General features: G+C 69.1%; 20 protein-coding genes and 2 tRNA genes. 9 read left to right on the plus strand and 13 right to left on the minus strand.

Going from position 1 to position 21223, the window contains the following annotated elements; all coding sequences use genetic code 11:
• Positions 1 to 31: 31 nt before the first annotated feature.
• From ACFWYS_RS15855 to ACFWYS_RS15865, 3 genes are all read left to right on the plus strand, one after another.
• The gene (locus tag ACFWYS_RS15855) at positions 32 to 811 is read left to right on the plus strand and encodes an HAD-IIA family hydrolase (protein WP_384768125.1); all 780 of its coding nucleotides are present in this window, start codon (positions 32 to 34) and stop codon (positions 809 to 811) included.
• Positions 812 to 903: 92 nt separating this feature from the next.
• The gene (locus ACFWYS_RS15860) at positions 904 to 1458 is read left to right on the plus strand and encodes a hypothetical protein (RefSeq protein ID WP_384768128.1); all 555 of its coding nucleotides are present in this window, start codon (positions 904 to 906) and stop codon (positions 1456 to 1458) included.
• Positions 1459 to 1460: 2 nt separating this feature from the next.
• Positions 1461 to 2129, plus strand: a complete 669-nt coding sequence (locus ACFWYS_RS15865; RefSeq protein ID WP_384768130.1) for a class F sortase — start codon at positions 1461 to 1463, stop codon at positions 2127 to 2129.
• Between the two features lie 234 nt (positions 2130 to 2363).
• Here the strand turns inward: ACFWYS_RS15865 and ACFWYS_RS15870 are convergent, their stop codons facing one another.
• Positions 2364 to 3131 carry a GAF and ANTAR domain-containing protein gene (locus ACFWYS_RS15870; protein ID WP_384768133.1) on the minus strand — a complete coding sequence of 256 codons (768 nt, stop codon included), beginning with the start codon at positions 3129 to 3131 and terminating at the stop codon, positions 2364 to 2366.
• Between the two features lie 183 nt (positions 3132 to 3314).
• Between ACFWYS_RS15870 and ACFWYS_RS15875 the strand changes: the two genes are divergently transcribed.
• Entirely contained in the window at positions 3315 to 4346 is a 1032-nt protein-coding gene (locus tag ACFWYS_RS15875; protein ID WP_384768135.1) for a glycoside hydrolase family 6 protein, read from the plus strand.
• Positions 4347 to 4461: 115 nt separating this feature from the next.
• On the opposite strand, the gene ACFWYS_RS15880 is transcribed toward ACFWYS_RS15875, so the two are convergent.
• From ACFWYS_RS15880 to ACFWYS_RS15895, 4 genes are all read right to left on the minus strand, one after another.
• On the minus strand, positions 4462 to 6399 hold the full coding sequence (locus tag ACFWYS_RS15880; protein WP_384768138.1) for a galactose oxidase-like domain-containing protein: 1938 nt from the start codon (positions 6397 to 6399) through the stop codon (positions 4462 to 4464).
• The gene (locus tag ACFWYS_RS15885) at positions 6396 to 8396 is read right to left on the minus strand and encodes a glycosyltransferase family 2 protein (protein WP_384768142.1); all 2001 of its coding nucleotides are present in this window, start codon (positions 8394 to 8396) and stop codon (positions 6396 to 6398) included. Before ACFWYS_RS15885 ends, ACFWYS_RS15880 begins: the two co-directional genes overlap by 4 nt.
• 323 nt (positions 8397 to 8719) lie before the next feature.
• Positions 8720 to 9436 (minus strand): FadR/GntR family transcriptional regulator, encoded by a 717-nt coding sequence (locus ACFWYS_RS15890; RefSeq protein ID WP_384768145.1) that lies wholly within the window; start codon positions 9434 to 9436, stop codon positions 8720 to 8722.
• 233 nt (positions 9437 to 9669) lie between these two features.
• Positions 9670 to 9743, minus strand: a tRNA-Lys gene (locus ACFWYS_RS15895).
• 183 nt (positions 9744 to 9926) lie between these two features.
• On the opposite strand from ACFWYS_RS15895, the gene ACFWYS_RS15900 reads away from it, so the two are divergent.
• The 5 genes from ACFWYS_RS15900 (at position 9927) to ACFWYS_RS15920 (ending at position 15688) form a co-directional block, all read left to right on the plus strand.
• Positions 9927 to 11291: a peptidoglycan-binding protein gene (locus tag ACFWYS_RS15900; protein ID WP_384768148.1), complete on the plus strand. Its 1365-nt coding sequence runs from the start codon at positions 9927 to 9929 to the stop codon at positions 11289 to 11291.
• A 180-nt stretch (positions 11292 to 11471) separates the two neighbouring features.
• Positions 11472 to 12602, plus strand: coding sequence for an SPFH domain-containing protein (locus ACFWYS_RS15905; protein WP_384768151.1), 1131 nt, complete (start codon positions 11472 to 11474; stop codon positions 12600 to 12602).
• Between the two features lie 119 nt (positions 12603 to 12721).
• The gene (locus ACFWYS_RS15910) at positions 12722 to 13327 is read left to right on the plus strand and encodes a lytic polysaccharide monooxygenase (RefSeq protein WP_384768154.1); all 606 of its coding nucleotides are present in this window, start codon (positions 12722 to 12724) and stop codon (positions 13325 to 13327) included.
• Between the two features lie 89 nt (positions 13328 to 13416).
• Positions 13417 to 13977: a DUF3592 domain-containing protein gene (locus ACFWYS_RS15915; RefSeq protein WP_384768157.1), complete on the plus strand. Its 561-nt coding sequence runs from the start codon at positions 13417 to 13419 to the stop codon at positions 13975 to 13977.
• Positions 13978 to 14017: 40 nt separating this feature from the next.
• Positions 14018 to 15688 carry an AMP-binding protein gene (locus ACFWYS_RS15920; RefSeq protein ID WP_384768160.1) on the plus strand — a complete coding sequence of 557 codons (1671 nt, stop codon included), beginning with the start codon at positions 14018 to 14020 and terminating at the stop codon, positions 15686 to 15688.
• Here the strand turns inward: ACFWYS_RS15920 and ACFWYS_RS15925 are convergent.
• The 8 genes from ACFWYS_RS15925 to ehuB all read right to left on the minus strand — a co-directional run bounded on the left by ACFWYS_RS15925 (position 15654) and on the right by ehuB (position 21033).
• Positions 15654 to 15727, minus strand: a tRNA-Lys gene (locus ACFWYS_RS15925). The two genes, ACFWYS_RS15920 and ACFWYS_RS15925, sit on opposite strands and share 35 nt — an antisense overlap.
• Before the next feature lie 109 nt (positions 15728 to 15836).
• Complete coding sequence (locus ACFWYS_RS15930) at positions 15837 to 16595, minus strand: IclR family transcriptional regulator (RefSeq protein WP_384768164.1); 759 nt, start codon at positions 16593 to 16595, stop codon at positions 15837 to 15839.
• A 209-nt stretch (positions 16596 to 16804) separates the two neighbouring features.
• Complete coding sequence (locus ACFWYS_RS15935; RefSeq protein ID WP_384768167.1) at positions 16805 to 17044, minus strand: LuxR C-terminal-related transcriptional regulator; 240 nt, start codon at positions 17042 to 17044, stop codon at positions 16805 to 16807.
• 264 nt (positions 17045 to 17308) lie between these two features.
• Positions 17309 to 17776, minus strand: a complete 468-nt coding sequence (locus ACFWYS_RS15940) for a hypothetical protein (RefSeq protein ID WP_384768170.1) — start codon at positions 17774 to 17776, stop codon at positions 17309 to 17311.
• 138 nt (positions 17777 to 17914) lie between these two features.
• Positions 17915 to 18685, minus strand: a complete 771-nt coding sequence (gene ehuA, locus ACFWYS_RS15945; protein ID WP_384768529.1) for an ectoine/hydroxyectoine ABC transporter ATP-binding protein EhuA — start codon at positions 18683 to 18685, stop codon at positions 17915 to 17917.
• Positions 18686 to 18719: 34 nt separating this feature from the next.
• Positions 18720 to 19373, minus strand: coding sequence for an ectoine/hydroxyectoine ABC transporter permease subunit EhuD (gene ehuD / locus ACFWYS_RS15950; RefSeq protein ID WP_272117558.1), 654 nt, complete (start codon positions 19371 to 19373; stop codon positions 18720 to 18722).
• A complete protein-coding gene (gene ehuC / locus ACFWYS_RS15955; protein ID WP_384768173.1) occupies positions 19373 to 20101 on the minus strand; it encodes an ectoine/hydroxyectoine ABC transporter permease subunit EhuC in 729 nt (242 codons plus the stop codon). The genes ehuD and ehuC overlap by 1 nt, the downstream gene beginning before the upstream one ends.
• On the minus strand, positions 20098 to 21033 hold the full coding sequence (gene ehuB / locus ACFWYS_RS15960) for an ectoine/hydroxyectoine ABC transporter substrate-binding protein EhuB (RefSeq protein ID WP_384768176.1): 936 nt from the start codon (positions 21031 to 21033) through the stop codon (positions 20098 to 20100). Before ehuB ends, ehuC begins: the two co-directional genes overlap by 4 nt.
• Positions 21034 to 21223: the final 190 nt, after the last annotated feature.

A 21223-nucleotide genomic window follows, 5' to 3' on the forward strand; every position in this document is an offset into this window, starting at 1 on the left:
CCCGCACGCAGGCCAGGAGAGTCACAGCACCATGGCAGACCGCAAGCCCATCGAGTCCTGGCTCACCGACATGGACGGTGTGCTCATCCACGAGGGCGTGCCGATCCCCGGCGCCGACGCCTTCATCAAGAAGCTGCGCGACTCCGGCAAGCCCTTCCTCGTCCTCACCAACAACTCGATGTACACCCCGCGCGACCTGCACGCCCGGCTGAACCGCATGGGCCTGGAGGTGCCGATCGAGAACATCTGGACGTCGGCGCTGGCCACCGCCCAGTTCCTGGACGACCAGCGGCCGGGCGGCTCGGCGTACGTCATCGGCGAGGCGGGACTGACCACCGCGCTGCACGACATCGGGTACATCCTCACCGACCACGACCCGGACTACGTCGTCCTCGGCGAGACCCGCACCTACTCCTTCGAGGCCATGACCAAGGCGGTCCGCCTCATCAACGCCGGCGCCCGCTTCATCTGCACCAACCCCGACGAGACGGGCCCGTCGACCGAGGGCCCGCTGCCCGCGACCGGCGCCGTCGCCGCGCTGATCACCAAGGCGACCGGCAAGCAGCCGTACTTCGCGGGCAAGCCCAACCCGCTGATGATGCGCACCGGTCTGAACGCCATCGGCGCCCACTCCGAGACCAGCGCCATGATCGGCGACCGTATGGACACCGACGTGCTGGCCGGCATGGAGGCCGGGATGCAGACATTCCTGGTGCTCACCGGGCTGACCCGGCCCGAGCAGGTGGAGAACTTCCCGTACCGGCCGTCCAAGATCGTCGACTCCATCGCGGACCTCGTCGACCGGATCTGAAACCCGGCACACCCGTACGGAGCAGCGCGGGCCCCGTTGAGGATGCGGTGCCCGTGCCGCGGGGGGAGCCTCCAGATATCTGGAGGTTCACGATGGGATCACTGCGGGTCACTCTCTGTGCGATCGCCGCCCTGGGGGCGGTCGCCGTCAGCCCGGCGGCACACGCTGCGGACGGGGGTGTCTCGATCGGACCGTCGTCCCCGTCCCCGGGCGGCGACATCACCCTGCGGGTGCGCGGATGCCCGCAGCAGACCGCCACGGCCGTCTCCCCGGCCTTCGTCGCCGACGCCCGCCTCACCGTCGGTCCCGACGGCACCCTCGTCGGCGAGAGCCGCATCCGGTCCACGGCCGCGGCGGGCAGCTACGACGTGCGGGTCGCCTGCGGTGAGGCCGACCGCACGGGCGCCCTCACCGTCGTGGCGAAGGGCGCGAAGCAGTCCGTACGGCACGGGCCGCAGCCGTCGGCCCCCGCCTCCCCGGTGGCCCCGGTCGAGGCCGGCGGCGGTGGCGCGGTGAAGCTCGCCGCCGTGGACGCGCGCGAGGCCGGTCCCGGTACGGCGCACACCGTGACCGGGCTGGTCCTCGCGGGCGTCGCCGCCACCGCCGTCGCGCTCAGGAGCGCCCGCCGCGGCCGCCAGCGGCGCTGACGATGGCCGAGTCGGAACACTCCCGGCGCGGCGGCGGCCGTCTCCTCATGGGCGCGGCCTGGGCCGTACTGCTGCTCGGGCTGTGGCTGTGGGGGCGGGAGATCACCGAGGTGCGGCAGGCCATGTCCGCCCCCGTGTCGGGCGACGTCGCCGCGGTCGGCCGGCCGCAGCAGGTGGAGCTGCCGCCCGCCGCCCGGCCGTTGGGGGACGCGCTGCCGCAACGCCTGGACATCCCCGATCTCGACGTACGCGCACCGGTCGTCGCCCGTGGACTCGATCCGCGGGGGGCGATCGATCCGCCGCCCTACGACCGGCCCGGCACCGTCGGCTGGTACGCGTCCGGCGCGAAGCCGGGGGCCGCCGGGGCCGCGCTGCTCGTGGGCCATGCCGACACCGCGACCCGGCCAGCCGTCTTCCACCGCATCGCCGCGCTCAAGCCGGGCGCCACGATCCGGGTCCTCCGTGACGACGGCAGGGTCGCCGAGTTCACCGTGGACACCGTCCGGGTCCTCACCCGCGACCGCTTCGACGCCCACCAGGCCTACGGAGCCCGCCACGCCGGCCGCGCCGAACTCCGCCTGATCACCTGCGGCGGCACCTTCGACCCGGCGGCCCACGCCTACACGGCGAACGTGATCGTGTCGGCGTACCTGACGGGCACGGGCCTCTGACCCAGTGCGGGGCCACCACCAGGCCCGGTCGACGACCCGCTCCCCCGAAGCCGCCGACCGGGCTGGTCCTCGACCGCGCGCGCACGGGTTGCGGGAGAAACCCGGCGTCCGGCGCGGGAGGTCTGGGGTGACCAGTGGAGGCTGTCCGACCGGGGGCTGGGGTCGTCCGGGCAAGACTCTAGAACGGAAGCGGGCCGGGGCCTAGAGGCGAGTTCCATGCCATGGGCCCGTGTCTCAGTCCTGTGCCCGCTTCGCCTCCCGGCGCAGCTCGGCGTCGTCCGCGACCCGGTCGATGACCGCCTGCGCGACCCGGTCCAGCGGCAGCCGACGACGTCGCGCGTACTGGCGCAGGGCCACGAAGGCGTGGTCGGCGACGGTGTTCCAGCGCTCGGCGAGCATGCCCTTGGCCTGCTCGATGCGCACCCGGCTGGACAGCGCCTGCTGCAACTGACCGGAGAGGGTACGACATCGGACGTACGTCGTGTGGTTCTGCAGTCCGAGGGCCGCGCAGTCGGCGATGAGCTGGGCCAGCCGCAGGTCGATGCCGCCGCCGGGCGGGTCGTCCACGGGAAGCGTGGTGAGGAACACGTTGAGCGCACCCAGCAGCCGCTCGTGGCGGCGCAGGGGCACCGCGAAGGTGGTCTCGATGTCATGCGCCAGCGCCCGCTCGGTGAACTCCGGCCAGCGCCCCGCCGCCCGGGCCGCCCTGATCGAGACGGGCTTCACCGGCCTTCCGGAGCTGTAGCTGTCCAGACAGGGCCCGCCCCCGTGCTGCGCCTCCAGCAGATCCAGCGCCAGCTCCCGCTGGGCGCCGCTCGCCGCCAGCGACACCGCCTCGGTCTTGTCGATCAGCATGAACCCGGCGGCCCGCGCGGCCAGTAACTCCACACAGTGGTCGGCGACCCGAGGTAAGTAGTGCGCCGCATCGAACCCGTCGATCAGGGTGTCCGCCGACTCCACCAACGCTTCCGCCAGCCTGATCTCCCGGGTGACCTGGTGCATGACGCACGTTCCCCTTCCCCTTGTCTCCCCTGGCGGCCGAGGCCCGAAGGCGCACGCCTACCCTGCTCATCGGAGCCGTAACGGTGCCTGTAACAGCTCTCCGACAAGGCTCGGCGACCTCGTAAGCCCCGCGACACGTATGTCAGGATTGAGTCTTGGAACGTGCACCCGAGGGGGAGCTGGATGTACCTGAAGAGGGGGGCCTGGAGGGGCGCTCGTACGCGGACGTCCGCGGTGCTGCTGGGGGCGGCACTGCTGATCGCGGGCTGTTCCTCCGGGGACGGAGACGAGCCGGACGACAAGGCCGACGCCGGGATAACCCAACAGCCCAAGGACACCGACCCGTTCTGGGTGAACCCGGACGGGAACGCGGCCCAGCAGGTGGCCGACTTCGAGAAGGACGGCAAGAAGGAGGACGCCGAGGAGATCCGCAAGATAGCGCAGCAGCCGACGGGCGAATGGATCGGCCCGGAGAACCCGGAGCAGGAGGCCCGCGGCTTCACCGAGGCCGCCGACAAGGCCGGGCGCACCGCCCTGCTGGTCCTCTACAACATCCCGCACCGCGACTGCGGCCAGTACTCCCAGGGCGGCGCCGCCGACGGCAACGCCTACCGGACCTGGATCGACGGCGTCGCCAAGGGCATCGGGGACCGGTCCACCACGGTGATCCTGGAGCCGGACGCCCTGCTGCACCTGGTCGACGGCTGCACCCCGGACGAGTTCCACGAGGAGCGCTACGACCTCCTCAAGGGCGCCATCGGCAAGCTCAAGTCCCTGAAGAACACCAAGGTCTACGTGGACGCGGGCAACGCCGGCTGGGGCCACCCGGACCAGATCTTCGAGCCCCTGAAGTGGGCGGGCATCGACCAGGCCGACGGCTTCTCGGTCAACGTCTCCAACTTCTACACGACCAAGGACTCGATCGCGTACGGCAAACAGCTCTCCGCCAAGGTGGGCAACAAGCCCTTCGTGATCGACACCAGCCGCAACGGCAACGGCCCCTACACCGAGGGCAAGCCGGACGAGCGCTGGTGCAACCCGCCCGGCCGCGCGCTGGGCGAGGCGCCGACGACGAAGACACCGGATCAGCTGGTGGACGCGTTCGTCTGGGTCAAGCGCCCCGGCGAGTCCGACGGCGAGTGCAAGGGCGGCCCGAAGGCGGGCGAGTGGTGGGCCGACTACGCCTTGAAACTCGCGAAAGCCACAACGCCCTAGGGGCGCGGGGCTGTGACATATGCGGCTCCGCCGCGTGTGCGCGACAAGCCAAAACGCTCCCGCACCCGAAGAACGAGGTGCGGGAGCGTTACGGCATTCATGGCATCTATGACACCTAAGGCACCTTCACCCACTGCGCCTTGGACGGCGTCCCCTGGTCATCCGTCACGAACAGCATGTACCACCCCGACGGCACCAGATCCCGGTTCGTCGGCACAGTCACCGTGAGCTTGTCGCCGGACTTCTTGAAGTCCAGCTTCACCGACCGCTGGTCCACGTCCGTGACGTGCGTGGACGCGCTCGGCCGGATCAGCCGTACGTTCCGGACGGACGAGGCGTGCTGCGAGGTGAACGTGCCCGTCCCGCCGCGCCTGATGGTCTGCGGCCCGCCCGACAGCGACGGCTGCGCGTCCCGGTACAGATACGGCGGCGTGTAGATCTCGATGCGCTGCTCGAACTTGCCCGGCTTGGTGTTGGCCTTGTCGGCGTACAGCGAGTCCGAGCCGAAGAACATCACCCGGCCGTCGGGCAGCAGGATCGACCCCGAGTGGTAGTTGCGGCCCACCAGCGGGTCGGCGACCTGGTCGAGTTCGTTGGTGTCCGGGTGGTAGATCCGCGCCTGGAGGATGTTGGAGTCACCACGACCCCGGTAGTCCTCGGAACCGCCCGACACCAGCACGGTGTCGTCCGGCAGCACCGACGCCTGCGGATACCGCGTGCCCTTCTCCAGCGACGGCCCGTCCACGAACTTCGGGTCGTTCGCCTTGAGATCGATGAGCCGCGTCTTGTTGCTGGACTCCTTGGACTCGCCGACGCCACCGCCGCCGATCACCATGTACTTCTCGTCCTGCGCCGGCGGCAGCAGCACCGTGCCCGCGGTCTCCATCAGCTTGGCGTCGCTCAGCCCGGGCAGCTTGGTGAACGTGTTGGTGTCCACGTCCCAGATGCCCGGATCGCGGCCCACGTTGTCAGGGCCGTAGCCCGCGTTCGCACCCGAGTAGAAGATCTTGCCGTTCAGCATCGGGAACAGCGCCGGGTACGTCGGGAACTGACGCGTCTTCGCCGTGTAGGTCCACTTCTTGGTCTTCGGGTTGTACAGCTCGTTCTTGCCCGGCACCAGCTGACCGATGTCGTCGAGGCCGGAGACGCTGAGGATCCTGCCGTCGCCCATGGTGGTGAGCGTCGGATACCAGCGGGCCTCGTGCATCGGGTCGACCTTGATGTACTTCTCGGCGACCGGGTCGAACTCATAGCTGTCCCGGATGCCCTGGAAGTCCTTCTTGTCCAGGGCGATCTTCTGCGCGATGCCGTAGGTGTTGCGGGCGTCGGCGCCGGACAGCCCCTGAATGCGGTAGTTGTCCTGGGTGCCGGTCTGGTACTTGGCACCCTTCTTCTGCGCCTCGACATAGATCCGGCCGAGACCGGGGTCGTTGCGCAGGAACTTGCCGGTCGCCTTGTCGAAGACCTTCTTCGCACGCGGCACCAGCACCGGGTCCTTGGAGACGAACGTCTTGCCGTTCTCCTTGCCGCTGAACTTGGTGCCCGCGGGCAGCGTGATCGGCTCGTCCGGGTTCTCGTTGTGGACGATCATCAGGCCGCCGGCCTTGGTGACGTCACCCTTGAGCTTCTCGTACCGCTTCGTACCGCCCGCGATCAGCAGGTTGCCGTTGGCCAGCTGGGTGTGGCCGGTGCAGAACAGGTCGTTCGGCGTCGGCACCTTCTTGATCGTGCCCTTGACCGGGTCCCAGATCCGGGTGTCGTACTGCTTCGCGTCGAAGTTGTCCTGATTGTTGCCGGAACCCGCGATCAGCAGCACCTTGCCGGTGTGCAGCAGCGCCGCGTGGATGGTGTTCTGCCGGTACTCCTCGGGGAAGTCGACGATCTCCCAGTGGCCGTTCTCGGCTTTGTACTCCGGTTTGTTGATTTGGTACTGGTGGTATTTCTCGGTCCCGAAGCGGTACAGCCACGGCCCGTTCATCCCGGCCAGCGCGAGTACCACCGCCGTACCTATCGCGAGTCGACGGGCGCGGCGGCGGCCTGCACGGTCGTTCATTCCTTACGTCCCCCAAGTCCACCAAGGGCGATCTGCATGGTCTGGTCATTGCCGCTGTTGCCCGAAGCGGCCCAGCTCGGCTTCTGCTGCGGCGCGTGCGTCGCATGCGGGGCATGGGACGCGTGCTGAGTGGGCAGCGGTTGCGGTTCCGGCTGGTAGGACGCCGGCTGGGCCGGCGTGGGCTGGGCCGGCACGGTCGCGGCGGGCTTCTTCTTCTCCTGACGCAGCATGTAGCGCCACGCGAAGATCGGCGTCGCGGTGATCAGCATGGCGAACGTCGCCCAGGTGATCATCGCGGGGTGCGAGTGCCCGTACACGAATCCGGCCGTGATCGAGGCGCCGAAGATGACGATGAAGTACCAGTGGTAACGGAAGGTCCCGAACCACCGGTCGGGGCTCGCGGAGTCACCCTTGGGCGTCACCACGAACTTGCTCTTCTTGCGCAGCACCGAGTCGATCAGCGCCTTCGCGTACAGCGGCGCCGACAGCGCGGACATCACCATGCCGGCCACACCGCCGGAGCCCTCGGGCTCGTGCGGCGAGACGTTGTGGCGGCGGTTCCAGACGTACAGGCCGATCTGGAGCGCGGAGGCGTTGCCGTAGAGCATCAGCCAGATCGTCGGGTCGATGTTCACACCCGAGGCGCCCAGGCCCAGGAACAGCGCACAGCTCAGCGCCGCCAGGATCCAGTTGAGGGCGGACATCGGGTAGAAGATGATCATCATCGTGTAGTTGAAGAGCTTGCTCGGCGGCAGCGAGTACCAGCCCTTCCAGTACTGCTTGAGGATCGTCTCGTACGTCCCTCGCGACCAGCGCATCTGCTGGGTGAAGAAGTCCGTCCAGGCGCTCGGGCCCTCACCGACGGCCAGCACGTCCGGCGTGTAGACCGACCGCCACTTCTTCCCCGTCGCCGGGTTCTTGTGGCGGTGGATCTCGAAGCCGGTCGCCATGTCCTCGGTGATCGAGTCGTACAGGCCGCCGATCTGCTTGAGCGCCTTGATGCGTACGGCGTTCGACGTACCCACGAACATCGGGGCGCCGTACTTGTTGCCGGCGCGCTGGATGAGGGCGTGGAAGAGGAACTGCTGCGATTCGGCGGCCTTGGTGACGAAGTTGTCGTAGTTGCCGTACACCTGCGGGCCGATGACGAAGCCGATGTTCGGGTCGCGGAAGAAGCCGAGCATCCGCTCCAGGTAGTTCGGCAGCGGCACATGGTCGGTGTCGACCGAGGCGAAGAAGTCGTAGTCGTCGCCGTGCGCGTCCAGCCAGGCGTTGTAGTTGCCGTGCTTGGTCTTGGCGCGGTGCGGGCCCTTGGGCTGGTTCCACTTGGCGACGCCCTTGCGGGAGAAGTGGTGCACGCCGAGCCGGGCGCACACCTCCTTGACCTCCGGGTCGTCGCCCTCGTCGAGCAGCCAGACGTGCAGCAGGCCCCGGTGGCGCAGCTTGACGGCCGCCTCCAGGGTCTTCGTCACCATCTCCAGCGGCTCCTTGCCGGGCACGAAGGAGGTGAGGAAGGCCACTCTCGTGCCGGTCTCCGGCACCACCGGGATCGGGTCGCGGGCGACCAGCGTGGCGTGCGCGTTGGACAGCACGTTCATGCAGCGGAAGAACTCGATCAGACCGATCGAGACGAGCATGACTATGTCGAGCGCCGGCAGGAAGTCATAGGCGGGGTAGTCACGTTCGGTCCAGTGCTCGGGCTGCAGCAGCCAGAACAGCAGCACCAGCGAGAGCACCGGGGCCGCCGCGAGCATCAGCGCGACCCTGATCCGGTGCGGCTCCTGAGAGATCAGCGAGCGGTACTCGACCCGGTACGGCTTGTTCGGATCCGGCTGCGTGAGGGGGCCGGCCAGCCGACTGTAGTGCTCGTAGTCGTACTTCGGCAGCGTCTTCTTGATTCGGCGGAAGGCTCCGGTCCGGGTCTGCGAAGGCACTCGTAGCTGAGTGGTCTGAGACGGGTCGAAGTTCTGCCGGGCGCCCGTCGGCGTCGACGTCATGAGTCATCCCCCCACACGCAGGTCACCGCGTGTCTGTCGGTTCCTTTACGACTGTGTCGATCCCCCTCGACCTTCACAGGCGTATCAGTGGTGGGCCGCAGTCACCACATCCTCCACACCTTAGACATGGAACTGCGACCTTCCGGTTGCATCATGCCCCCCTCGGCATGTGGTCATGAACGGGGCCCCCTACTCCCCGGCAAAAACCGGCAACCGGCTCCTTGCCCCCCAACTGCCGCGAATGCGCAGCATCTTGAAAAACCAATCACCAGGTTCTACGTCGTCGCACATGATCGCAAGATGCGAAACGAGGTGTTTACCGGTCATACGCGCTCATTGTGACACCTGTGGGGGTGTTGTGTATCCGTTGTGGACACACGGGCGCGGATGTTGCCGAAGTGCTCCCGTATGGCCTCCTCTGCCCGTATCGCGTCTCCCGACCGCACCGCGTCCACGATCTCCCGGTGCTGCCGACAGGTGACCAGGGGATCCTGTGGCGCCCCGCCGAGATCGGTGTGGACGCGGTGGAAGGCGTCCCAGAACGCCTCCATGACCTCGCCCAGCAACGCGTTGTCCAGCCCCCGGTAGAGGGTGGCGTGAAACGCCCGGTCGGTCTCGGCGATACCGTCGCCGCCCCGCGCCGCCTGCTCTTCCATACGGTCGACGAGCGCGTCCAGTTCAACGAGATCGGCATCCGGGATCCGCCCCGCGAGCCGCGACACCAGCCCGCTCTCCACGGCCTCCCGCAGCTGCAGCAGCTGGAGCAGGGTGTCCTCGCCGCGGTAGTGCCCGGCGACCGTGCGGAAGGCGAGCCCCTCGATCATCGGCGCCAACGACATGGCGCCGACATACGTCCCGAACCCGTGCCGGATCTCCACGATGCCCATCGCCTGCAGCCCCTTGAGCGCCTCGCGCACGGAGTTCCGGCTGGCACCGAGGTGCGCCATCAGCTCGGGCTCCGTCGGCAGCGGGGCCCCGGAGGGCAGCCGGCGGTCGATGATGAGCTTCTTGATCCGCTCCTGAAGGTCACGCGCTGCCATGGCCAGAGAGTATCCGGCCAAACACGAGAACAGCCCCTCGCTTGCACGAGGGGCTGCTTCAGTCTGTGCGCCGCCAGGGACTCGAACCCCGGACCCGCTGATGCTGCATTCCCCGGGGGATAACCCCCGGACCCCCAGCCGCTTCTGCACGTCCCGGGAGACCCCGGGAGGCTCTGGGTGATCTGCCGCAAAAGCGAAGGCCCCCCGCTTCCGCGAGGGGCCTTCACTGTCTGTGCGCCGCCAGGGACTCGAACCCCGGACCCGCTGATTAAGAGTCAGCTGCTCTAACCAACTGAGCTAGCGGCGCCTGCTGACGTCGTAACTCTACATGACCTTCCGGGGTGCTCCTGACCGCCGGCCGGGGGGCCGGGGAGTGGTCGCGGGCTCCGTAAACCATTCGGACCGTCAACATGCGAGTCCGGAAGACAGTTGTGAAACTGACGGTGTGTACAGCCGCGGACATTTCCATCTGGAGTGTGAGGGGAATCGCATGGAGACTCGGACTCCGGTATTCGAGGAATTCGATCCGGAGAGTGACTGCGACTGCCCCGGATGCGTTCACTGGAGACGCGTCCTGCCGCATTCCACGACCGGCCGCCACCCGGCCGCGAACCGCGCTCTGATCGTCGCCGCAGCCGCCTCCGCCACCCTCGCCGTCGGCCAGCCGGCCCCCGCCCTCGCCGCCCCCCACGCCCACGACCGACCCGGCGTTCCCGCAGGTGACGAGCCCGCGTCACCCCAGGGCGGCCTGGCCCCGCTGCACGGCCCGGGAGGGCAGCCGGCCATGCCGGGCGCGGTGAAGACGCCGAAGACCACGCGCGCGGAGATCATCAAGCGGGCCAGGAAATGGGTCGCGGCGAAGGTGCCGTACAACATGTCCCGGTACTGGTCGGACGGATACCGGCAGGACTGTTCCGGCTTCGTCTCGATGGCCTGGAAACTGCCCCGGAATGAATGGACCGGAAGCCTCGGCCAGTACGCCGTACGCATTAATCGGGAGGATCTCCAGCCCGGCGACATGCTGCTGTTCCACAATCCGGCGGACCCGCAGCAGGGTTCGCATGTCGTCATTTTCGGCGGCTGGGCGGACCATACGCGCAGTCACTACGTCGCCTACGAGGCGACCCGCCCGCACGCCCGCCGCAAGGTCACCCCGTACGCCTACTGGACCCACTCCGACCGCTACGTCGCCTACCGCTACAAGGGGCTGGTGACCGGCTCGACGGGCGCGGAACCGGACACCGGCCAGGAGCCGGTCACCGCCGACCCGCAGACACCGCACACACCGGATCCGGGGAAGCCGGAGCACGGGACGCCGTACCCGGGACGCGCGTACTTCGGACCCGGCGCCAACAACAAGCACGTCACCGAGCTGGGCCGCCTGCTCGTCGAACGCGGTGCCGGCGCCCACTACTCCGACGGCCCCGGCCCACGCTGGACGGACGCGGACCGCAGGGCCACCCGGGCCTTCCAGCTGGCGCAGGGCTGGCGGGGCCGGGAGGCGGACGGGCTGCCGGGGCCGCACACCTGGGAGCTGCTGGTGACCGGCAAGGGCAAGGACGTACAGGTCGCGGCGGCCGGGCCGCGTCCGCCCGGGAAGCCGGCGTCGCACGGGGTGCCGGGGTATCCGGGGCGGGCGATGTTCCGGCCGGGCGTCAGCAACAAGTACGTCACCCAGCTCGGCGAGCAACTGGTGAAGAAGGGGTTCGGCAAGCTCTACAAGGCCGGGCCCGGACCGAGCTGGGGCGAGGCGGACCGGCGTGCCGTCGAGGCGTTCCAGCGCAGACAGGGCTGGCGGGGCGGTGCGGCGGACGGCTATCCGGGGCCGGAGACCTGGCGGCGGCTCTTCTCTTGACCCGGAGTTCCCGAAGTTCCCGAGGTACCGGGGGCCCGGCCGCTCCCAGGCGTCCCCGACATCCCGACATCCCTGTCACCCCCGACCTCCCCGTCACCCCCGACATCCCGACACCCCCGCACCCCTGCATCCCCGACAACCCCTGCTGTGACGCGTCTGGCGCGGAGGCTGGAGGCACGCATGACCACGACCACTTCCCACTCGTCCGACTCGGAGGGAGTCCCGGACGGAGGGACGACGGCGGCTCGCCCCGGGCGGCTGATCCAGAACGAGGTGACCACCGAGATCCCCGTCCACCTCCTCTTCCGCGACGAACCCCCCACGGTGTCCGTGCCGATCAGACCCACGGTGGTGGCGCGCCGTCAGGGCACCGGCGAGCAGCCGCGCGTGCGCCAGCCGGTGCGGCCGGAGCCGCGTCCCGTGCCGGAGATGGACCCCGGCCTGGCGGAGATGCCGGCGAGGGTGCTGCCCGGGGCGGCCGGTGTGCTCGCCGGGGCCTGCGGGGCGGTCGGGTGCCTGGCCACCTCGTGGTGGTCGGGGTCGCTGCCGCCGCTCGCGGTGGAGGCGCTGCGGCTGCCGGCGTCCGCGGGCGCGGGCCTCGGGCCGGTGCAGTGGGCGGCGTACACGGGGGCCGGGGCGCTGGGGCTCTTCGGATTCGGCGGGCTGGCGCGGGGGCGGACCGGGCGGGCCTGGGTGCTCGGGCTGTTCGGCCGCTACCGGGGGACGGTCCGGCGCACCGGACTGCTGTGGGTCAACCCGCTGCTGCTGCGCCGACGCGTGGACGTACGGCTGCGGCACTGGCGCAGCGAGCCGATGCCGGCGGCCGACGGCGGCGGGGTCGAGCTGCGGGTGGTCGTCCTGGTGGTGTGGCGGGTGAAGGACACCGCGCGGGCGATGCTCGGGGTGGAGGACCACGAGACATATCTGCGCGAGTGCGTCGAGGCGGCGCTGGCCCGGGTGCCGGTGGAACTGCCGGGTGCCTCGCGGGGGTCCGCCGAGGCGGCCTCGGACGCGCTGACCCGCCTGGTGGTGCGGGACGCGGGCGCGGTCGGCGTTGAGGTGTTCTCGGTACGGCCGGTGCGGGTGGAGTACGCCCCGGAGGTGGCCGCCGCCATGCATCGCCGCCGTATCGCCGCGCTGGACGCGCAGCACCGGGCGGCCGTGCTCACCTCGGTCGTGGACTCGGTGGAGGACACGGTGACCCGGCTGACGGTGCGGGGTCTGGTCGAGCTCGACGACTACGAACGCAAGGCGCTGGTCAAGGACTTGACGGTGGCGTTCTGCATGGGACGGGGCGAGGTGGGCGCCTGACAGCCGGTCGAACAGGTTCCTCGATTGGTATGGACATGTTCAAGGGTCAGCAATAATCTGGGACTTGGTCTAGACCTGCAAGCTCGCCGAACTTCCCCCACGTTCCCAGGAGCAGCAGCATGCGCAGAAAGACCAAGTGGTACGCCGCCGCACTCGGACTCACCACGGCCGGGGCCTTCGCGCTCTCCGCCGGAGGCGCCAGCAGCCACGGCTACACCGACCTCCCCATCAGCAGGCAGAAGCTCTGCCAGAACGGCACCGTCACCAACTGCGGTTCCATCCAGTGGGAGCCGCAGAGCGTCGAGGGCCCGAAGGGCTTCCCGGGCTCCGGTCCCGCCGACGGGCAGATATGCAACGCGGGACTGGGGCAGTTCGCCCAGCTCAGCGCACCGAAGACGCCGTCGGGCGCGGCCTGGCCCACCACCAGGGTGACGGGCGGTCAGAGCTACACCTTCCGCTGGCAGTTCACGGCCATGCACGCCACGACCGACTTCAAGTACTACGTCACCAAGCCGGGCTGGAACCAGAACCACAACCTGACCCGCTCCGACCTCAACCTCACCCCGTTCTTCACCGTGCCCTACAACGGGCAGCGCCCGCCGCAGACCCTGTCGCACTCGGGCACCCTGCCGTCCGGGCTGAGCGGTCACCACGTGATCCTCGCGGTGTGGACGATCGCGGACACCGGCAACGCGTTCTACGCCTGCTCGGACGTCACGTTCTGAGGTTCTCTTGAGTAAAAGACCAGGTCGGCGTGGGTAGGTTCCTCCCACGCCGGCCGAACGGGGGCCGTGCACGGCCTTCGGGGGACCTCATGGAAGTCTTTTTCTACCTCGTGCCCGCGATCATGATCGGGATCGCGGGCTGCGGCGCGGTCCTGGTGATCCGTCGCTCTATGCGGGTCAGCCGCGCCTGGAACAGCGGCCTGACCGCCGAGGCGCGCTGTCTGCGGACGTACACCACGACCAGTGGCGGCCGTGGGGACAGCGCGGTGCACACGACCCTGCACCACGTCTACGAGTTCATCACGCGGGACGGCCGCAGCGTCCGGTTCGAGGAGGGGGGCGGGCCCGGGACGATCGTCGAGGGCGACATCGTCACCGTGTACTACGTGGCGGACGATCCGCAGCAGGCCACGGCCAGGCCTCCGGCGCCCGGACGCCTCGCGGCGGGCACGGGGTGCATTCTGGCGTTCCTCGGCGTGTTCATCCTCGTGGCCATCGTCTTCATCCTCGTGGCGCACTCGATGTTCTCCATCGAGGACGGGTTCTTCGGCGGGGACGGCTTCTTCGGCGGGAACGATGTCCCCGGCGAGGGCGATTTCCCCACCGGAGACGATTTCCCCACCGGGGACGATGTCTTCATGGAGCCGTGACGCTCCCCATTTGACGCTGCGTCAATTACCGTGCGCGCCCATGGAGTCCACCACGGAACGCACGGTCGCGGAGCTCATAGCGGCGCGGTGGGGTGACCACCGGCCGGGGCTGTGGTTCGAGGGGCAGACGCTCACGCAGCACGAGACGGCGGCCGGGGCCGCAGTCCGGGCGGCGCTGCTCGCCGACCTGCTGCCGCCCGGCGCCGAGCCGCACATCGGCGTGCTGCTGGACAACACCCCCGAGTACCCGATGTGGTTGGGCGCGGCCGCCCTCGCGGGAGCCGCCGTCGCCGGGATCAACCCCACCCGCCGGGGCGCCGAACTCGCCCGCGACATCCTGCACACCGAGTGCCGCCTGCTGATCACCGAGCGGACCCGGCTGCCCTTGCTGAAGGGCCTCGACCTGCCCGGCGTACGCCTCCTGGTGAGCGGCACCGAGGAGTACGACGACCTGCTCGCGCCCTACGCCGACGCCCGGCCGGACGCCTCCCGGGCCACCCCCGCCGACCGCCTCCTGCTCTACTTCACCTCGGGCTCGACCGCCGCCCCGAAGGCCGCGCTCTGCTCCCAGGGCCGCCTGGCCGCCGCCGGCCGCTCCCTGGCGGAGCAGTTCGGGCTCGGGCCGGACGGGGTGCACTACGTCTGCATGCCGATGTTCCACGGCAACGCGGTGATCGCCGACTGGGCGCCGGCGCTGGCGAGCGGCGCGGGGGTGGCGCTCAGACGGCGGTTCTCGGCGTCGGGGTTCCTGGCGGATGTACGCCGGTACGGGGTGACGTATTTCACTTACGTTGGCCGGGCGATCCAGTACGTCCTGGCCACCGAGCCGCGTGCGGACGACCGGGACCACTCGCTGCGGCTCGGCTTCGGTACCGAGGCCGGGGCGCGGGACGCGGTGGCCTTCGAGCGGCGGTTCGGGGTGCGGCTGGTCGAGGGGTACGGGTCGTCCGAGGGCGGGGCCGCCGTGCAGTGGTCGCCGGGGACGCCGCCGGGGGCCGTGGGGCGGGCGGGGCCCGGGCTCCTCGTACTGGATCAGGGGACGCGCGAGGAGTGCCCGGCCGCCGTCTTCGATCCGGCCGGGCGGCTGCTCAACGGTGACGAGGCGATCGGGGAGCTGGTGAACCGGGCGCCGAACCCCTTCGAGGGGTACTGGCGCAACCCCGAGGCGGAGGCCGAGCGGCGGCGGGACGGCTGGTACTGGACCGGCGACCTCTTCTACCGGGACCGCGACGGCTATCTCTACTTCGCCGGCCGGACGGACGACCGGATCCGGGTCGACGGCGAGAACCTGGCCGCAGCGCTGATCGAGAACATCCTCGCGCGCTACGAGGGGGCGGCTGCCGTCGCCGTGTACGCCGTGCCGGATCCGGTGACCGGAGACCAGGTGATGGCGACGATCGCCGGGACCTTCGACCCGGTGGCCTTCACGGACTTCCTGGCCGCCCAGCCCGATCTCGGGACCAAGATGGCGCCCCGGTTCGTACGGGTGGCGGAGCGGATGCCGGTCACGGCCACGAACAAGATCCACCGGGCCCGGCTGCGGAAGGAGGGCGTACGGTGCGCCGACCCGGTGTGGTGGCGGCCACAGGGGGAGCGGACGTACCGACTCCTGACCGAGGCGAACGCCCTCCCACACGCCGAAGGACCCCTCGCTCCCACGAGAGGCCCTTCACCGGTGCGCCGCCAGGGACTCGAACCCCGGACCCGCTGATTAAGAGTCAGCTGCTCTAACCAACTGAGCTAGCGGCGCATGACTCCCGCCGACCGCGTTCACTGTGCTCTCGCGGCGGGCGACGGAGAAAATAGTACCTGGTCCGCAGGGGTGCTTCTGACCACCTGGAGCGGGTGCCGGGCCGGGGCTAGATCGCGAGGGACAGCAGCACCGGGGCCGCGTTGCGGTTGAGGGTGTCGGCCGCCTGCTTCAGTCGGTGGGCGTGTTCGACCGGGAGTGACAGGGCCAGGCAGCCCACCGAGGATCCGGCCGTGATCGGGACGGCCGCGCAGACCGTGCCCACCGCGTACTCCTGGAGGTCGAGGTGGGGGACGGTCGGCGGCTGGGCCTCCAGCCGGGAGAGCAGGACCTTGTCACTGGTGATCGTGCGGGACGTGAGCCGGGCCATCCGGTGGCGGGAGAGGTGGTCGCGCCGGCCGTTGTGGTCGAGCTGGCCGAGCAGGCTCTTGCCGATCGCGGTGGCGTGGGCGGAGTAGCGGAAGTCGACCCACTCGTTGACCACGGGGGTGGCCGGGCCGGCGGCGTACTGGTCGATCCTGATCTCGCCGTCGACGTACCGGCTGATGTAGACCGCGGCGCCGACCGAGTCGCGCAGCCGGTCCAGGGTGCGCTGGAGGTTCTCGCGCAGGGCCTGCTCGCGGCCCTGCGCGGACCCCAGACGGGTCAGTGCGTCGCCCGTGACGTACGCGCCGTCGGCGACCTGCTCGACGTAACCCTCGCGGCGCAGCATCAGCAGGAGGCCGGTCAGGCGCTCCGGGCCGATGCCGGTGTGCCGGGCGAGCTCGGCGTCGGTGACTCCGGTGCTGTGCCGGACCACCGCCTCCAGGACGCGCAGGGCGTCCTGGGCCGAGTGGTACGGCGTCGTCGGCTCGTGCTGCAGCGCCACGGTTCCCCCTGCGGTCGCACGTCGCTTCTCGTTACTTCGTCGACTGGGCCGGGATTCGAGTCAGCCAATCTCCTTCACGATAACGGGCGAGAGGCTTGTAGTGAGCGGTTGTTGACGAGATTGCGATGCCCCCAACTGCGGGGGTAGCACCCCGGCATATGCCAGAGTGCTACCCCTGATGTCCGAGCGCCGGGTAACGGCGGATTCGGTCAGTTCCCGTGGTCTCGGGCCGGGCATATCAGGTCGTGATGCAGGTTCGCGACGACGGCCGCCTCAAGCCGGGTGCGGAGCCCGAGCTTCTTGATGATGTGCGCGACATGGGCTTTGACGGTCCGCTCCGCGATGCCCAGTTGCCGAGCCAGGAGGCGGTTCGGCAGTCCGCTCCCCAGGAGGGCCAGTACCTGCCGCTCGCGATCGGTCAGTTCGCTCACCGCCGGTTCGTTCTCCATCGGTTGGTATGCGAGCCGACACGGGCAGGGTGAATCCCCCGGTTCGTGCGACGTGCTGTGGCAATGGTGTTGCAGCGCATCCTGGATCGGCACGTGATGGCCACCTTCCCCGTTTTGCTTCAGGTTGCAATAACACTGTAGGGGACCGGTGTTCGCGTTCGCGATGCCTGGGTAGAGCGAGATTTCTTTGTGTTTGCTGTCAGGTCTATTGACTTGTTGATGGGTAAAAGGGGGCGAGGATTTGAGGCGATTTCGGAAATTCGCTCAGGCCTTGAAGCAGGTCCTCGCCTCGCTGCGCCGCGGGTTGGTCTCGTCGAGGGGGGAGTTGACGTAGCCCCAGCCGCAGATGGTCTGCTTGCCCCGGGGGTTGTTCACCTTCACGGCGTCGGTGTACACCTTCTTCCCGGTGCCGCGGGCGGTGGTGTACTTGACCCGGCCGTTGATCGTGATGCCGGCCACCACGGTCTGGGACATGCGCTCCTTGCAGGTGCCCGAGGCCGTGGCGTTGACGGTCCGGCCGGCGCTGACCGCGACGTAGACGCGGCACTTGACGAGGAGCGGACCCGTCTTGGTCCACTCGCCGTACTTGTCCTTCCCTACCACCGCGGTCGGGCCGGACGGTGCGGCGGTGGCGGGGGCGGCCGTACCCAGCAGGCCGAGGGACGCGAAGGCGGCCAGGCCCGCGACTGCGACGCGGCCTGCTCCGGGGCGGCGAGTGAGGGTCGATGCCATGGGGGGATACCTCCAGTAGCCGGAACGGTGTAACGGTGTCTTCGTTGAAATTCTTCAACGATGCCGTTTCCTGCGGCTATTGGGACTTCGGGAGGTGTCCACAAGGGCAATGCCCTTTCGGGCATTGCCCCCGCTCGTTCACAACACGGCGCTGAGGAACTGCCGGGTGCGCTCGTGGTCGGGCTCGGAGAAGATCTTCTCCGGCGAACCGGACTCGATCACCCGGCCCGCGTCGAACATGAGGACGTCGTCGGAGATGTCCCGGGCGAAGTTCATCTCGTGGGTGACGCAGAGCATCGTGATGTCCGTGGTGTGCGCGATGTCGCGCAGGACGTCCAGTACGCCGGCCACCAGCTCCGGGTCGAGCGCGGAGGTGACCTCGTCGAGCAGCAGCACCTGCGGGCGCATGGCGAGGGCCCGGGCGATCGCGACGCGCTGCTGCTGGCCGCCGGACAGCTGGGTCGGGTACTTGTCCACGTGCTCGGTCAGACCGACCAGTTCGAGCAGTCCGCGAGCCCGTTCCTCGGCCTCGTCCTTGGACAGGCCGAGTACATGCACCGGGGCCTCGGTGATGTTCCGCATCACCTTCATGTTGGGAAAGAGGTTGAATTGCTGGAACACCATTCCGATGTTCTTGCGGACCTCCCGGACATGCTTTTCACCGGCCGGCACGAGCTTGCCGTTCTTCTCCTCGTGCGTGAGGTAGTCGCCGGCGACCTTGATGGTGCCCTCGTCCGGATCCGTGAGGGTCATCAGAAGTCTGAGGATCGTGGTCTTGCCCGATCCGGACGGACCGATCAGCGTGACGTGCTTGCCGGACGACACGGTGAAGTCCAGTGAATCCAGGACGGTATTGGTGCCGAATCGCTTCGTCACCTTGTCGAAGCGGATCAGCTCGCTGCCGTCCACCGCGGGATTGACGGTTTCTTTCGAGACGCTGCTGTCAGCGGACAAGGCGACGCTCCAGGACTCGCAGGAGGACAGAGGTGGGATACGAGATCACGATGAAGAGAATGCCGACGACAGTGATCGGCTCCATGTAGTCGAATGTCGTCGCACCGATGCTGTTCGCTTCGAAAAGCATGTCGCCCACCGTGATGGCGGAAAGCATCGGAGTGTCCTTGAACATCGCGATCACGTAGTTGCCGAGGGCCGGAACCACACGGCGGAAGGCCTGCGGCAGGATCACCGCGACCCAGGTGCGCCCGCGCGGCAGACTCAGCGCGGTGGCCGCCTCCCACTGGCCCTTGGGCACCGCGTCGATACCGGCGCGGTAGACCTCGGCCGTGTACGTCGAGTAGTGCAGCCCGAGACCGATGACACCGGTCGTCAGCGCACCGAAGCTCAGTCCCCAGCTCGGCAGGACGAAGAACAGGAAGAACAGCTGCACCAGCAGCGGGGTGTTGCGGACGAACTCGACGACGGCACTGACCGGCCAGGTCACCCAGCGGCTCGGTGAACGGAGCGCGATCGCCCACACCAGACCGAGGGCGAAGGCCACCAGGGAGCCGAGCAGGGTCGCCTGCACGGTGATCCACAGCCCGTCGAGGAGCTGCGGCATGATCTCGCGGACGTAGTCCCAGGACCAGTCGTTCATCACGCACCACCTCCGGTGGCGGAGGGCTGGGGCACGGCCTTCGAGGCGGGCAGCCCGCGGCTGAACCAGCCGCTCGCCTGGGGCGCCTGGCCGACCGAGGCCTTGGCGCGGCGCTCCAGCAACCGCATGATCCGGGTCACGACGAACGCGATCACGAAGTACATCACCAGGATGATCCCGTAGACCTGAGCGCTCTCACCGGTGGAGAGCCGGGCGAGCTTGGCCTCGAAGGTGAGCTCGCCGATGGACAGCAGCGAGGCCAGGGCGGTGCCCTTGAGCAGCTCGATCAGCAGGTTGTTGAAGGGCGGCATCATCTCGGGCACCGCCTGCGGCAGGATCACCTTCCGCAGGCGCTGCCAGGGCGTGAAGCTCAGCGCGACGGCCGCCTCACGCTGGGCCGGGGACACCGACTGCACCGCGCCGCGCACGACTTCGGAGCCGTAGGCGCCGTAGGACAGGCCGAGCGCCAGGGTGCCCGCCCAGAGGCCGGCGAGCTGCCAGCCGAGCAGGGGCAGCGCGAAGAACAGCCAGAACATCAGCACCAGTGCCGAGGTGCCGCGGAAGATCTCCACGTAGGCACCGGACAGGAAGCGGACGATCCACAGGCGTGAGGTGCGTGCCAGGCCGATACCGAAGGCGACGGCGGCCGCGAGCACGGCGCTGTAGACCATCAGCTGGACGGTGATCCACGCACCCTTGAACAGGAGTTCCCACAACGGTCCGGTCATTTGTTGCAGAGCTCCTCTGCCGTCAGATCCGTCATGAACTCCTCGGTGAAGCCGAACGGCTTGGCGATGCGCAGGAGTTCACCGCTCTGCTTCATCTTCTGCAGCTCGCGGTTGAAGGCGTCCCGGACCTCGGTCTCACCCAGCCGGAAGCCGTAACCGCCGCCGTCGCGCTGTGGCTTGCCGTCGACCTCCGGGGTGAACGGGTCGGTCATCCCGACCTTGGGGTGGGCGCCGGTCTTCAGGGCCTCGATCATGGTGAGGGCCGTACCGGCGAAACAGTCGATGCGACCGGCCTGCAGGGCCTCCATGCCGGCGATCTGGTCGCCGTACGTCTGGATCTTGCTCTCCTTGACGCCGTTGCCGACGGCGTAGTCGTACTCGGCGTAGCCGACGCCGGTCCCCATGCGCAGGCCCCGGTCGGCGACGTCCTTGTACGACTTGAGCCGGTCCGGGTTGCCCTTGGGGACCAGGAAGCCGTCCTTCGACTCGTAGTCCGGGTCGGAGAAGAGCACCGCCTGGCAGCGGTCCTTGTTGATGAACATCCCGGCGACGATCACATCGAACTGGAAGGACAGCAGTCCGGGGACCAGCGCGCCGAACTCGACCGGCACCGGTTCGAAGTCCTTGACGCCGAGGCGCTGGAAGATCGTCCGGGCCACGGCCGGCGCCTCGCCGGTGAGCTCGCCCTGATCGTTGATGGAGGCGTAGGGGGGCTCGCTGGCTATGCCCATGCGCACGGTGCCCTTGCTGCGCAGGTCGTCCAGCAGTTGTCCGCCGCTCTTCGCGCCGGTGACGTCGACCCGCGCACAGCCGGTCGTGGCGCCCAGTGCCCCCGCCGCGCCCACCGCTGCCGCTCCGGTGAGCAGCGAACGGCGGCGGAGGCCTCTTCGGATTCCGTTGTTTGCTGGGATGTTCCCCTGTGGTGGAGCCATGGCCGCGCGCCTACCCAGACCGACAGGGCCTATGCCGGTCGTTTGCGGCCACAAAGCGAGCGTGGGGGCCCCCCCCGGGGGGGGGGGGGGGGGCGGGCGCGCGGGGGGGGGGGGGGCGGGGGGGCACCAGAAACAGACCGCTGGGTGGTTTGTGTTGAAAGACAACGAAAAAAACATGACCCCCACCGAG

It is taken from the genome of Streptomyces sp. NPDC059010 (assembly GCF_042740355.1).
In the GTDB taxonomy this organism is placed as follows: Bacteria; Actinomycetota; Actinomycetes; order Streptomycetales; family Streptomycetaceae; genus Streptomyces.

Coding starts and splice junctions, on each gene's coding strand:
- ACFWYS_RS15865 (WP_384768130.1), top strand. CDS start 1,461: ATGGCCGAGTCGGAACACTCCCGGCGCGGCGGCGGCCGTCTCCTCATG.
- ehuB (WP_384768176.1), bottom strand. CDS start 21,033: ATGGCTCCACCACAGGGGAACATCCCAGCAAACAACGGAATCCGAAGA.
- ACFWYS_RS15935 (WP_384768167.1), bottom strand. CDS start 17,044: ATGGAGAACGAACCGGCGGTGAGCGAACTGACCGATCGCGAGCGGCAG.
- ACFWYS_RS15905 (WP_384768151.1), top strand. CDS start 11,472: ATGACCACGACCACTTCCCACTCGTCCGACTCGGAGGGAGTCCCGGAC.
- ACFWYS_RS15860 (WP_384768128.1), top strand. CDS start 904: ATGGGATCACTGCGGGTCACTCTCTGTGCGATCGCCGCCCTGGGGGCG.
- ACFWYS_RS15920 (WP_384768160.1), top strand. CDS start 14,018: ATGGAGTCCACCACGGAACGCACGGTCGCGGAGCTCATAGCGGCGCGG.
- ACFWYS_RS15890 (WP_384768145.1), bottom strand. CDS start 9,436: ATGGCAGCGCGTGACCTTCAGGAGCGGATCAAGAAGCTCATCATCGAC.
- ACFWYS_RS15875 (WP_384768135.1), top strand. CDS start 3,315: ATGTACCTGAAGAGGGGGGCCTGGAGGGGCGCTCGTACGCGGACGTCC.
- ACFWYS_RS15870 (WP_384768133.1), bottom strand. CDS start 3,131: ATGCACCAGGTCACCCGGGAGATCAGGCTGGCGGAAGCGTTGGTGGAG.
- ACFWYS_RS15915 (WP_384768157.1), top strand. CDS start 13,417: ATGGAAGTCTTTTTCTACCTCGTGCCCGCGATCATGATCGGGATCGCG.
- ACFWYS_RS15900 (WP_384768148.1), top strand. CDS start 9,927: ATGGAGACTCGGACTCCGGTATTCGAGGAATTCGATCCGGAGAGTGAC.
- ehuC (WP_384768173.1), bottom strand. CDS start 20,101: ATGACCGGACCGTTGTGGGAACTCCTGTTCAAGGGTGCGTGGATCACC.
- ACFWYS_RS15885 (WP_384768142.1), bottom strand. CDS start 8,396: ATGACGTCGACGCCGACGGGCGCCCGGCAGAACTTCGACCCGTCTCAG.
- ACFWYS_RS15880 (WP_384768138.1), bottom strand. CDS start 6,399: ATGAACGACCGTGCAGGCCGCCGCCGCGCCCGTCGACTCGCGATAGGT.
- ACFWYS_RS15910 (WP_384768154.1), top strand. CDS start 12,722: ATGCGCAGAAAGACCAAGTGGTACGCCGCCGCACTCGGACTCACCACG.
- ACFWYS_RS15855 (WP_384768125.1), top strand. CDS start 32: ATGGCAGACCGCAAGCCCATCGAGTCCTGGCTCACCGACATGGACGGT.
- ehuD (WP_272117558.1), bottom strand. CDS start 19,373: ATGAACGACTGGTCCTGGGACTACGTCCGCGAGATCATGCCGCAGCTC.
- ACFWYS_RS15940 (WP_384768170.1), bottom strand. CDS start 17,776: ATGGCATCGACCCTCACTCGCCGCCCCGGAGCAGGCCGCGTCGCAGTC.